Raw genomic sequence first — 13,074 nt, 5'->3', positions numbered from 1 at the left:
TATGGGATCAATGAGCGACTATAAACTGACTTTGAATTTGCCGGAAACTGAGTTTCCGATGCGCGGTAATTTAGCTAATCGCGAGCCAGAAATGTTAAATCGCTGGACGCAGGATGGGTTATATCAACACATTCGTGAACATAGAGCTGGCCGTAAACCGTTTATTTTGCACGATGGCCCTCCTTATGCGAATGGCAGTATTCATATTGGTCACTCTGTAAACAAAATCCTAAAAGACATTATTATTAAATCAAAAACCATGTCTGGTTTTGATGCGCCTTATATCCCTGGTTGGGATTGTCACGGTTTGCCGATCGAGTTAAAAGTCGAGCAAAAAGTGGGCAAGCCAGGGCAGAAAATTTCAGCGGCTGAATTTCGTGAAGAGTGTCGTAAATATGCTGCTATTCAGGTAGATGGTCAGCGCGATGACTTCATTCGTTTAGGTGTGCTAGGTGACTGGCAAAACCCTTACCTCACCATGGATTTCACTACTGAAGCTAACATTGTGCGTTCATTAGCCAAAGTTATTGACAGCGGCCATTTACACAAAGGTGTAAAGCCAGTGCATTGGTGTACTGACTGTGGCTCAGCACTTGCTGAAGCTGAAGTTGAATATGAAGATAAAACATCACCAGCGATTGATGTTGCTTTTGAAGCGACAGATAGTGCTGCTGTTGCAGCAAAATTTGCGGTAGAAAATTATCCTCACCCAATATCAATGGCTATCTGGACCACAACACCGTGGACATTACCGGCTAACCGCGCGTTATCTTTAAGCCCTGAGTTTACCTATAGCTTAGTGGAGTTTACTAAAGACGGTATGACAGCTGCTGTGATTTTAGGCCAAGTGTTGGTTGAGTCATGTGTTGAACGTTATGGATTTGATTCACATAAAATTATTGGTGAAGTCAAAGGCGCAGAGCTTGAACTGACTCGTTTTAAACACCCATTTTTAAGCTTTGATGTACCTGCGATTCTTGGCGACCATGTTACTACTGAAGCGGGTACTGGGATTGTTCACACTGCACCAGGGCACGGTCAAGACGACTTTGTTGTTGGCCAGTTATACGGTTTAGAAGTGGCCAACCCTGTTGGCGATAACGGTGTATTCAAACCTGATACTGAGTTCTTTGCCGGTCAACACGTGTTTAAAGCTAATGACAATGTAGTCGCACTATTAACGGAAAAGGGCGCACTGCTTCATCACGTTGCTTATCGTCACAGCTATCCGCATTGCTGGCGCCACAAAACACCGATTATATTCCGTGCAACACCGCAGTGGTTCATCTCAATGGACAACAAAGGTTTACGTGCACAAGCTTTAGCTGAAATCAAGAAAACGCATTGGCTACCAGATTGGGGTCAAAGTCGTATTGAAAAAATGGTTGAAAACCGCCCAGATTGGTGTATTTCACGCCAACGTACCTGGGGTGTACCAATCACATTATTTGTACACCGTGAAACCGATGAGATACATCCAGATAGCGCGTCATTGATGGAACGTATTGCCCATAGAATTGAGCAACAAGGCATTCAAGCTTGGTGGGACTTAGATGAATCAGAACTATTAGGTGAAGAAGCCTCTCAGTATCGTAAAGTCACTGACACCTTAGATGTTTGGTATGACTCAGGCTCTTCCTTCTCGTCAGTTGTTGCTGCCCGCCCAGAGTTTCAAGGCCATGATATTGATTTATACCTTGAAGGTAGCGATCAACACCGCGGCTGGTTTATGTCATCACTGATGATTTCTACCGCGATGAACGGCAAGGCGCCTTATAAGCAAGTACTTACACACGGTTTTACCGTTGATGGTAAAGGCCGTAAAATGTCTAAATCAGTTGGTAACGTGATTGCGCCATTGCAAGTAACCAATAAGTTGGGTGCCGACATTTTACGTTTATGGGTCGCAGCAACCGATTACAGCGGTGAAATGACTGTTTCTGATGAGATTTTAAATCGCAGCGCCGATGCGTATCGCCGTATTCGAAATACCGCTCGTTTCTTATTAGCTAACTTAAATGGCTTTAATCCAGAAACCGATATGGTAGCACCTGAAGATATGGTGGCATTAGATCGCTGGGTAATGCGTCGTGCTGATACACTACAAAATGAAATTATTGCCGCGTATGATCAATATAATTTCCACTTAGTGACTCAAAAGTTAATGCAGTTCTGTTCAATTGAATTAGGTGCATTCTACTTAGATATCATTAAGGATCGTCAATATACCGCCAAGCAAGATGGTAATGCTCGTCGTAGCTGTCAATCGGCATTATTCCATATATCTGAAGCTATGGTACGTTGGATCACCCCAATTCTAAGCTTTACCGCAGATGAAGTCTGGCAATTACTACCAGGCAAACGCGATAAGTATGTGTTTACTGAAGAATGGTATCAAGGGTTACAGTCTGTCACTCTTAAAAGCGATTTAAGTGATGATTACTGGCAGAAGCTGCTTGCTGTTCGTAATGAAGTGAATAAAGTGATTGAACAAGCCCGCCGTGATAAACGTGTTGGTGGTTCATTAGAAGCTGAAGTGACTTTATTTGCCGATGCAGAACTTGCCGCAGAGCTAGCTAAGTTAGATGACGAATTACGCTTTGTATTATTAACCTCAAAAGCGGTAGTTGCGCCTTTAGCTGATGCACCATCAGATGCTGTAGTAACTGAACTTGAAAATCTAAAATTAGTGGTGACTAAAAGTGAAGCGCAGAAATGCGAGCGTTGCTGGCACCACCGTGAAGAAGTTAGCACCATTGAAGCCCACCCAACATTGTGTCAACGCTGTGTGACCAATATTGAAGGTGAAGGCGAACAACGCGAATTTGCATAAGGATAGAATGTTATGAGTACTGTTCCAGCAACATGGAAGGACAGTGGCTTGCGTTGGTATTGGGTAGCTGTATTTGTGTTTATTACAGATCAGCTATCTAAACAATGGGTACTGGAAAACTTTGATTTATATGAATCAATTCAGTTATTGCCATTTTTTAATTTTACTTATGTACGAAATTACGGCGCTGCATTTAGTTTTTTAAGTGATGCCGGAGGTTGGCAACGTTGGTTTTTTGCGGTTATTGCCATAGGTTTCAGCACCTTACTAACCATCTGGTTAAGAAAGCAGTCACATCAATTGTTACGTACAAACCTTGCTTATACACTCGTTATTGGTGGAGCATTAGGTAATTTAGTTGATCGTTTAATGCATGGCTTCGTAGTGGACTTTATAGATTTCTATTGGAAAACTAGCCACTACCCAGCATTTAATATTGCTGACTCCGCTATTTTTATTGGCGCAATATTAATTCTGTGGGAAGCCTTTAAGCCTGATGTTGCTCAAACTGAGCAGGAGCAATCAAAGTGACCGATTTAAATAAACCCGATAACCATGCTATTTTATGCCATATGAACCTTATTTTAGAAGATGGTTCAACCGCAGATAGCACCAAAGCATCAGGTAAGCCTGCGCGGTTTAATTTAGGTGATCAAAGCCTGAGCCCAGCGTTAGAAGCACAAATTAAACATTTATCTGAGGGTGATAAACATACTTTTACCCTGGATGCTAAAGATGCTTTTGGCGAGTCAAACCCTGATGCTATTCATCATATGGACCGCAGTCGTTTTCCAGCTAACATGAAGTTAGAAGCTGGGGTTATTGTCAGTTTTTCTGGCCCAGGCGGCAGTGAAATTCCAGGTATTGTGCGTGAAACAATAGGTGACTCTATTACTGTGGATCTAAATCATCCATTGGCTGGGCATAAAATCACGTTTGAGCTAGATGTTGTACAGGTTATCACGGAGTAAACATTACCTATGTTAAAAGTCGATCCTACCTCAGCTAAACTCAACATTCTATTAGCAAACCCACGTGGTTTTTGCGCGGGTGTTGATCGTGCTATCAGTATTGTTGAACGTGCTTTAGAGTTATTTGAACCGCCTATTTATGTGCGTCATGAGGTAGTGCATAATCGATATGTAGTTCAAAACTTAAAAGAGCGTGGGGCGATATTTGTTGAAGAGCTAGAACAAGTACCCGATAACTCAATTGTTATCTTCAGTGCACATGGTGTTTCTCAGGCTGTTAGAAAAGAAGCCAAGCAGCGTGGTTTAAAAGTGTTTGATGCAACTTGTCCCTTAGTGACTAAAGTACATTTGCAGGTGACTCGAGCAAGTCGTAAAGGTATTGAATGTATTTTAATTGGTCATGAAGGCCACCCTGAAGTAGAAGGGACCATGGGGCAGTACGACAATGATAAAGGTGGCGTTTATTTAATTGAGTCACCAGAAGATGTCGCCGCATTGTCGGTGAAAAATGCGGATAACTTATGTTTTGTTACCCAAACTACATTATCTGTCGACGATACGCTCGATATTATCGCTGCTTTACAGAAACGCTTTCCATCAATCGAAGGGCCACGTAAAGATGATATTTGCTACGCCACTCAAAATCGTCAAGATGCGGTGAGAAGTCTTTCTTCACAAGTCGATTTACTGATTGTTGTCGGTTCTAAAAATAGCTCTAATTCAAACAGGTTGCGAGAGCTGGCTGAAAAAACCGGTACCCAAGCTTACCTAGTTGATACCGCAGCAGATGTCGACCCTAGCTGGTTTAAAGATGTTTCAAAAGTTGCTGTTACAGCCGGAGCTTCAGCACCCGAGGTGCTGGTTCAGCAAGTTGTTAAAGCTATTGCTGAGCATGCTCCAAGTGTGATTACTGAAGTTGAAGGGCGAAAAGAAGACATTGTTTTTGCTGTGCCTGCAGAGCTAAGGTAGCGTTAGCGCTTTTTCTAGTTCATACTGTATTAAATAAACCCGTAGCGTTAAGTTACGGGTTTTTTTGTGCTTAAAATTTAATCGGAGTATAGTTGTTACCAATAACCGCTTTATATGAAGGTAAACATATTAAGCTAGATTGTTAACAACTTGTAAGTTAGAATTGTTGAACAGAAATTTGATATAAGTTATCGTTTTTTAAGCTTAAAATAAGATATTTGAGGTCAAGAATATGACGGTTGTCGGAGGGTTGACGCATGTCATCTAAAGGGAATGGATTTTCCTTAATTGAAGTTATGGTCTCACTGGTAATACTGGTGATAGGCCTTATTGGCATTTTTAATTTGCACATTATTTCTAAGCAAGGCAGTTTTGAGTCTTTTCAACAAACTCAAGCCTCTTATTATGCCAATGATATTGTTAACAGAATGCGAATGAACCCATCTGAGCTTAGCAATTATGAAGGAACTTATAATGGCGGTACGTCTGCGCCAACTAAAGCTTGTGATGTTGCTATTGGTGTGAACAGTATTTGCACTAATGTTGAGACCCGCCTATGGGATATATACCAGTGGGAGCAGTCGTTTAAAGGTGAAAATGAAAAGTATTCTGGTGCGAGTGTCGGCGGATTAGATTCTACCACAGCGTGTATAGATATTACTGGTAGGGATGTCACAGTTGTTATGACCTGGCGCGGCATTCGCGCTTCAACAGATGGTTTAAGCGAGGGCAGTGCTTTTGCAAAAAGTTGTGGCTCGTCAAATGATAGGCGTCGTGCGTTAGTTATTAATACCGCGATTTTGTAAGGTAAAAAAATGCTAAAAAAAATAACATTGCAAGCGGGGTTATCGCTTGTTGAATTGATGGTCGCCATGCTGATCAGCTTGTTTTTAACAGCAGGTATTTTTAGCATGTTTAGTATGTCATCAAGTAATGTGACCACCACGAGCCAGTTTAACCAATTACAAGAAAATGGCCGTATCGCATTAGCGATTATGGACAGAGATATTAGTCAGGTAGGATTTTTCGGTAATGATACCGCTCGACCGTTTTATGCAAACGTCACCGTGTCAGCTACTGCTGTTATAAATGACTGTGTTGGTGGTGGTGCTAATAATGGGAGTTTTCCTAGCAATCCATTTAGTAGTTTTAGATACTTATGGGGTTATGAGGCTGGGGTAGGGCCTGACGTGTTGGCCTGTATAACTCCGAAGTCTGGCACTGATGTTATTCAGTTAAAACGACTTGTTGGTCCTTCTGTATTACCAGCTAATATGAATGCCACTCGTTATTACGGTGCAGTTGCATATGAGAACATCGCATTATTTAATGGTAATGCTGTCCCCCCCGTTATAGAAAACAGTCGTATTTGGGAGTATCAACACCATGTCTATTACATTGAAAATGACGGTGATATTCCAATATTAAAACGACGGACACTTTCGATTGGTAATGGCATGAATAACGATGAACAGCTAGTTGAAGGTATCGAGAATATGCGCATTTTATATGGTGTTGACCGTAATCTTGACGGCACAGCTGACAGTTACATGCCAGTACAAAATGTCACGGCGCCGATGTGGGATTTTGGTCATCAAATAGTCGCTTTAAGAATTTATTTATTAGTACGCAGTACTCGAAAAGACAATAGCTATAATAACAATGTGAAATATACAGTGGGTGATAAAACGATAGGTCCATTTAATGATAACTATCGTCGAAAAGTTGTATCAAGCACAGTAGTGCTGAACAATTCAATGTTTAGTGCAAGCCATTAATAAATATAATCATGTAGGTGTCCATATGATGTTTTCCATACAAAGGCAGCAAGGGGTTGTGTTGTTTTTTTCCCTTATAATATTAGTTATTATGACTATTATCGGCGTAGCGCTTGCAGTTAACTCGACCCAGTCGTTACGCATGGCTGGTGCTGGTTCTGAGCGGTTAGAAGCGATGATTTCGGCTCAAGGTGCTCAAGATAAAATTATTGATGCTAAAGAAGGCTCTGATTTGGGAAATATGGCTGGAGTATTTGTCGAGCATGATAATCAATTAGATATTATCAATACGATTACGCCACTGGAAAATTATACGTGTGTACGTACAGAAACTGTAACTGAAGGCATAGGATGTAAATTCTTAGAGATCTCCAGTGCTGCAAGATTTGGGCGCAATAACCTTGGGCAAGTTACGATTGTTGCAGGCGTAGAGCAAGAAATATTCACAGGAAACTGATTATGATTAAGCTTATATCTTTTACATCGTTATTCGCGGTACTTTGCTTGTCTGCTAATAGTTTCGCAGATGACACTGAACTTTATGTTTTTGAGTCTACAGCAAGGTCAGGTTCACGGCCCCAGGTACTCATTATATTTGATACTTCAGGCAGTATGGGCAGTAACTTCAAAACGGATACACCTTATGTTCGTGGTGCAGAGAACGTCAATTCAGGTGGAACATTAAAACCAGATACTAAACTATTTTATACTCGTAGCAGCAGTAATATCCCTAGTGCTTCTAGCAAGCAATTCTTTTTACATGGCGTAAATGGCTGTGATGTTGGCGAAAAGTATCTTCAAGACTACGGTATGTTTACAGGTTATATACGCGAGCATAAGTATGTTGGAGAAAACGGGACCTGGTCTGAAATACCGTTAACTGATGGTTCAGGGATTACCCAGGTTGATTGTTATGAAGATATTGCTGAGAAGAATTATTATAACAATAACACAAACTTTTGGGGCTTTCCGGTTGATGGGTTAGGAACAAGTGCTAATCCTATAAGCCATACTGCCGCAAACAACTCATCAACACCAGCTCAGATTGACGCAGCAGTCGCTAAAGCTAAACTTACTAACTTTGGTATTGGCCAACCTATTACTCTTTACACTGAAAAATACGTGAAGTGGTATCACAGTTCGAAAACTCAACAAAATTATTCTCGTCTAGAAATTGCTCAGCGAGTGATAGAAGATACCATTGTTACTACTCCGGGGGTTGATTTTGGCCTTTCAGTATTTAACTTTAATGGTGGTGACACCCGTAATGGCGGTAGAATTGTTTACGGCATATCTCCGACTAATGAATCATCAAAAGCAAAATTGTTGACAACCATAGGTGGATTTAAAGCCGAAACTTGGACGCCATTATGTGAGACATTGTACGAATCGTATCGTTATTTTGCAGGCTTAGGTGTCCATTATGGTGATGATGATACCAGTCGAACTCCTTACAGGGATACCAATGCAGAGTCTGGAGGCAAATACAAATCACCTTTTGTGGGTAAACTATGTCAAGATAACGCTTATGTGATTTACGTGACGGATGGTGAGCCAACAAATGATACTAATGCAGATGATCTTATATTAGGGCTAAATGGTGTCACTAAAACCGATAAATACAGTAATAGTTATCTTCCCGCGCTAGCTGGTTGGTTAAAGAAGAATGATGTGAATACTTCTGTTGATGGTTTTCAAACTGTGAGCACATATACTATTGGTTTTAGTTCTGGCGCAGATAGCGCAGCACCTATTTTAAAAGAAACCGCATTACGCGGCGGAGGCGCATATTATTCAGCTAAAGATGCACAAAAATTGCAGGAAGCATTACAGCAAATTTTCTCTAATATCTTAGAGGTTAACTCGAGTTTTACCTCACCTTCTATTGCTAGTAATAATTTTGATAGAACCCAAACCCTCGATTCCGTTTATTATGCAATGTTTTTACCTAACAAGGGGCCACGCTGGCTAGGCAACTTGAAAAAGTTCAAAGTCACTGGTAGTGGGGATGTTGTAGACCAATCAGGAAACAATGCCATTGGTGATGATGGTAATCTAAAATCCTCAGCTTGTTCATATTGGACTTCAAAAGCCGTCTGCGATGCAACAAGTGGTGGTGGCGATGGTAATAATGTTGCTATCGGTGGTGCTTCATTAATGCTTCAGAATACCGCGACAAGGACCTTGTACAGTAATTTTGGTTCCAATGGTGCATTAAAGGCATTTACTAAGGCGAATGCAATTAATGGTGTTGGCATTGGCAATGAAGATGAGTTAGCTCGTTTTATGGGGGTCGATAAATCCGAGTTAGATAAATTGTTTAAATGGACCCAAGGCATTGATGTAGATGACGAAGATAAAGATAAATCTACCTCAGATACCCGTGTTGATATTATGGGTGACCCTCTTCATTCAAAACCTTTAGCAATAAACTATGGTACCGCTGGTTCTCCTGATGTTCGCGTGATATTAGGTACAAACCAGGGGTTTATTCATATGTTTAAAGATAAGGGTAATACGGTAGAAGAGTCCTGGGCATTTATGCCACAAGAGCTATTACCTAATCTAAGAGAGCTTCGCGCCAATATTCCCACAGGCGTGCATTCTGTATACGGAATGGATAGTCCTTCAGTGGCCTATGTTAAACGCAATGCTTCCGGTGCAATTGAAAAGGCCTGGTTATTTACCGGTATGCGCCGTGGTGGTAAGTCATATTATGCTCTTAATATCACCGACCCAGATAAACCATCATTTATGTGGAAGGTCAGCCCTGATTCAGCCGGTATGAGTGATATGGGGCAATCTTGGGCTGAACCTGTTGTGACTTTTATACCAGGTTTACCCGCAGGTAATACTTCTTCTGCTAATGCCTTACCGGTTGTGATTGTTGGTGGAGGCTATAATCCTTCAACAAAGGATGGTGCAGGGGTTGGTCAAGATGATACTAATGGTCGTGGGGTGTATATTCTTAATGCCGAAACAGGTGCGCTTGTACATCATTTTGGCGTAGCGGGTGGTAGTAATAAAACCATGCTTGATGGTATTGTTGATAGTATTCCGAACAGCGTAGCAGTATTGGATAGTAATAATGATAAATTGACTGATCGAATATATGCGACTGACACCGGCGCTAATGTGTGGAGAATGGATCTTCCTAGCGCTTCGCCGGATAGTACCACTGTGCCTTGGACTGCATTTAAGTTTGCCAGTTTAGGTGGAACCTCTCAAGCTAATGATCGTCGTTTTTTTGCAGAACCTGCAGTGGCTCAAACGGTATTTACTAATGTAGTAGAAACTAGTGTGACAACTCCTACAGGCACTACGACGACGCGAACCTATCAAAATGTCCCCTATGATGCGGTAACTATTGGGACTGGTCATCGACCACACCCGCTAGATAAGTCGCGTTCGGATAAGTTTTTTGTCCTACAGGATAGAAATATAGTAAGTAAATCCTTTACTGGTACTACTGGTAGTGAAGTTCCGGCGACTTTAGAGCTATCTAACCTTTACAATGTATCATCGGCCGCGCCCGCAACAGAGGCTGAAAATGTTGCCTTTGGTAAGATGCGAGGTTGGTATTATAACTTCGGTGCTATTGGTGAGAAAAGTTTATCTGCGCCAACTATTGTCAAAGGACGTGTTTTTTTTACGTCATATATTCCAGGCGATACAACATCAGCTAATCAATGTTTAGTATCAGGTAAAGGCCGTTTGTATGGTTTTGATTTACACAAAGGCACTCGCTCATATACGCAAGAATTTATGGAAATGGGCGCTCGTGTTCCGGATACACCACAGCTGGTGATTCCACCTAATGGCGAAGATGACAGTTACATGTATCTTATCGGCATTGGTGCAGCGGGAGAGCAAATGAAGAAAATAGAAGACTCCACATCTCCTAAAGATAATTGCAAAGATGGGGATGAAAAGTGTCTTGGTGGCATGAGTGCAAACAAAATTTATTATCATATTGACGAGTAAACTGAATGAAACTAAAAAATGGTTTTACCCTGATAGAGCTTATGATTTCCGTTGTTGTGATTGGTATTTTGGCATCTATCGCATACCCAAGTTACACTCAATTTGTCGCTAAGGGCGCGCGAGCTGATGGTGTCGCTGGGTTAATGAATGCTGCAAATAGACAAGAGCAGTACTATTTAGATAATAAAAAGTATACCGATGATATGAATAAGCTAGGTTTAGGTGCGGATCCCTGGATAGTCGAGAATAAATTTTATTCCATCGATGCTGTAGTGGTAAATAATAGTGATTTTACATTAACCGCAACAGCAAAGGGAACTCAAGCGACTCGCGATTCGGCTTGCGCTTCAATTACCTTAAATGCAGCAGGGAACAAATTGCCTAAGGAGTGTTGGAAATGAAGTTATTACCCTTACTTATCGTTGGTTTAGGATTCAGTATCACGGCTCATAGTGATGAATTACCGCTCACCTATAAATGTTTTATTGAAACTCAAAACGGTGTAGATATAGCTAATTTTAGTTGGCTTGAAAGTGATTTGATAAAAGAACAGGCTGCGCTATTGACTCAGGATGTTAGCACTATGACAGGTAAACGCGGTGTTGTGAGGCATATTGACGAATGTGTAAAACTTGAACAAAAATTTAAGTCCAAAATAGCCAATAAAATGGATGAAGAAATTACTCAATAACTCATCAACTTAGAAATTTATTTTATTGTGTAAAAAAGGTAGCCATCGGCTACCTTTTTTAATTGCAGTTTACACTAGCTGTGATTGCTGAAACTCGTCCGGACACGCCAATTGTTATTCCTTTAGAATCAGGATTACTCTTATCACCCGGACAATAAATGATACTACCTGTTTGAGCCTGGTTCATTAACCCATCAGCATTGAATGTATAGCGTGATAAAGTTGATTTAATAAAGTCATTGCTGTCTACGGCATCGACGGTACGTAATACAGTATCCTGTATACCATTATTGTTTTCCAGTGACCCCAATGCCCCATTATCGATAAAAACACTAAATCCTTCAGTCCAGTCAGCGCCGCAACTTGTTCCATTAAATGGGCATATTGATACCCTGCTACCGTAACTTACGGCTTGGCTGCGGGCAAATAATATGGTTGATTCAATATTGCTTATAAGACTTCTGGCTCGGTTTCCTTCATACATAGAAATTAGAGAAGGGACACCAACTGTTAATAATATTCCAGCAACCACGACAGTCACCATTAACTCAACCAGTGTGAAGCCATTAGATTTATGTTTCATTTTATTATCCTTGGTCATATGTATTCAGTATAACCAAGAGACCAATGAAATTCAGCGATTTATTTTATTCAGGTCAATATTATTTGAGTGTTAGGGTTTGCAGGCAATATTTTTCTTAGTGGAAAATCTCACTCTGCCTGCTTGATTGATAATAATTGCTTTAGAGTAAGGGCTGTCAAAGGTTTCAGGGCAATATGTAAGTGTGCCATTTGTACCTGATGCTAAGCCGTCAGGCTGATACCGTAATGCCTTTCGATTATATTGTATGATATCTTCTTGATGAAACTGGCTGACTTCTTGAATGATTTTATCTTGGCCATCTAATTCATTGGTTTTGCCGGAATCGGTAAATATAGAAAAGCCAGTGTGCCAATCATTACCACATTTTCCTTGGTATAAAGGGCATACCGTTATTCTTACGCCATAACTGATCGCCATGTTTCGGGCAAATTGCATCGATTGCTGAATTGTCCTGATATTACTGTCGACTCTGATTTGTTGTTGTAATGATTTAAACGAGGGAAAGGCGATAACAGACAGTAAGCTGGTGATCATTATTGTGGTCATTAATTCAATAAGATTAAAACCAAAATTGCGCTGATATAACATCATAATAGACTCATCCTTGATTTATCAATATGCCGCTCCCTGCGGCAATTGATTAAATTATAGTCAGTAATTGATTTTTTGCTTAGAATAAATCAATTTAAAAATAAGTTTAAAATGCAGCAGAAACTTACCTCAGTTTCGAGTAAGATATTCAGTAGTGATAGAAAGTTGATATAAACTATAAAAGTTACATCATCTTAGGTAATTAAGTTAACCTATACAGCCCTTTTAGGAGTGATTAAATGAAGAAAGTAGAAGCCATTATTAAGCCATTTAAATTAGATGATGTGCGCGAATCACTCGCTGAAATTGGCATTACCGGTATGACAGTGTCCGAAGTCAAAGGTTTTGGCCGTCAAAAAGGGCATACTGAATTGTATCGTGGCGCCGAGTATATGGTAGATTTTTTACCCAAAGTAAAAATTGAATTGGTAATACAAGATGAATTACTTGAGCAAGCTATCGATGTGATCGTTGATACGGCCAGGACAGGAAAAATTGGTGATGGTAAAATATTTGTCACCGATGTAGAGCGAGTTATCCGAATTCGTACCGGTGAAGAAAACGAAGAAGCTGTATAAACTAAGGCCATTATGGCCTTTTTTATTATCTGAGCTTTCTGTTAGTCACTATATAGTTATGCATTTTATGGTTTT

At 40.6% G+C, this 13,074-nt stretch carries 13 protein-coding genes; 11 read left to right on the top strand and 2 right to left on the bottom strand.

The window, feature by feature from the left end; all coding sequences use genetic code 11:
• The first annotated feature begins 10 nt into the window (after window positions 1-10).
• From ileS to ACRWQN_RS15410, 10 genes are all read left to right on the top strand, one after another.
• Complete coding sequence (ileS, locus tag ACRWQN_RS15455) at window positions 11-2,833, top strand: isoleucine--tRNA ligase (protein WP_434938739.1); 2,823 nt, start codon at window positions 11-13, stop codon at window positions 2,831-2,833.
• A gap of 12 nt (window positions 2,834-2,845) precedes the next feature.
• Entirely contained in the window at window positions 2,846-3,364 is a 519-nt protein-coding gene (gene lspA, locus ACRWQN_RS15450; protein ID WP_434938738.1) for a signal peptidase II, read from the top strand.
• On the top strand, window positions 3,361-3,804 hold the full coding sequence (fkpB, locus tag ACRWQN_RS15445; protein WP_226414019.1) for an FKBP-type peptidyl-prolyl cis-trans isomerase: 444 nt from the start codon (window positions 3,361-3,363) through the stop codon (window positions 3,802-3,804). Before lspA ends, fkpB begins: the two co-directional genes overlap by 4 nt.
• 9 nt (window positions 3,805-3,813) lie before the next feature.
• The gene (gene ispH / locus ACRWQN_RS15440; RefSeq protein WP_434938736.1) at window positions 3,814-4,773 is read left to right on the top strand and encodes a 4-hydroxy-3-methylbut-2-enyl diphosphate reductase; all 960 of its coding nucleotides are present in this window, start codon (window positions 3,814-3,816) and stop codon (window positions 4,771-4,773) included.
• 257 nt (window positions 4,774-5,030) lie between these two features.
• The gene (gene pilV / locus ACRWQN_RS15435; protein ID WP_434938734.1) at window positions 5,031-5,579 is read left to right on the top strand and encodes a type IV pilus modification protein PilV; all 549 of its coding nucleotides are present in this window, start codon (window positions 5,031-5,033) and stop codon (window positions 5,577-5,579) included.
• A 9-nt stretch (window positions 5,580-5,588) separates the two neighbouring features.
• Complete coding sequence (locus ACRWQN_RS15430) at window positions 5,589-6,551, top strand: PilW family protein (protein WP_434938732.1); 963 nt, start codon at window positions 5,589-5,591, stop codon at window positions 6,549-6,551.
• Window positions 6,552-6,579: 28 nt separating this feature from the next.
• Window positions 6,580-7,008, top strand: coding sequence for a pilus assembly PilX family protein (locus tag ACRWQN_RS15425; protein ID WP_434940675.1), 429 nt, complete (start codon window positions 6,580-6,582; stop codon window positions 7,006-7,008).
• The gene (locus ACRWQN_RS15420; RefSeq protein ID WP_434940674.1) at window positions 7,008-10,535 is read left to right on the top strand and encodes a pilus assembly protein; all 3,528 of its coding nucleotides are present in this window, start codon (window positions 7,008-7,010) and stop codon (window positions 10,533-10,535) included. Before ACRWQN_RS15425 ends, ACRWQN_RS15420 begins: the two co-directional genes overlap by 1 nt.
• Window positions 10,536-10,540: 5 nt before the next feature.
• Window positions 10,541-10,936, top strand: coding sequence for a type IV pilin protein (locus ACRWQN_RS15415; protein ID WP_434938730.1), 396 nt, complete (start codon window positions 10,541-10,543; stop codon window positions 10,934-10,936).
• Window positions 10,933-11,226 (top strand): TapY2 family type IVa secretion system protein, encoded by a 294-nt coding sequence (locus ACRWQN_RS15410; protein ID WP_434931397.1) that lies wholly within the window; start codon window positions 10,933-10,935, stop codon window positions 11,224-11,226. Before ACRWQN_RS15415 ends, ACRWQN_RS15410 begins: the two co-directional genes overlap by 4 nt.
• Before the next feature lie 58 nt (window positions 11,227-11,284).
• On the opposite strand, the gene ACRWQN_RS15405 is transcribed toward ACRWQN_RS15410, so the two are convergent.
• A complete protein-coding gene (locus tag ACRWQN_RS15405) occupies window positions 11,285-11,809 on the bottom strand; it encodes a GspH/FimT family pseudopilin (protein ID WP_434938729.1) in 525 nt (174 codons plus the stop codon).
• A gap of 90 nt (window positions 11,810-11,899) precedes the next feature.
• Window positions 11,900-12,421: a GspH/FimT family pseudopilin gene (locus tag ACRWQN_RS15400; RefSeq protein WP_434938727.1), complete on the bottom strand. Its 522-nt coding sequence runs from the start codon at window positions 12,419-12,421 to the stop codon at window positions 11,900-11,902.
• 239 nt (window positions 12,422-12,660) lie between these two features.
• Here ACRWQN_RS15400 and glnB point away from each other — a divergent pair, with 239 nt between their 5' ends.
• Window positions 12,661-12,999: a nitrogen regulatory protein P-II gene (gene glnB / locus ACRWQN_RS15395; protein WP_226414035.1), complete on the top strand. Its 339-nt coding sequence runs from the start codon at window positions 12,661-12,663 to the stop codon at window positions 12,997-12,999.
• Window positions 13,000-13,074 lie beyond the last annotated feature (75 nt).

The sequence above is a fragment of the Shewanella sp. HL-SH8 genome (assembly GCF_051165765.1).
In the GTDB taxonomy this organism is placed as follows: Bacteria; Pseudomonadota; Gammaproteobacteria; order Enterobacterales; family Shewanellaceae; genus Shewanella; species Shewanella glacialimarina.
Note: the sequence above shows the minus strand (reverse complement) of the source record. Positions and strands in the feature narration are given on the sequence as shown.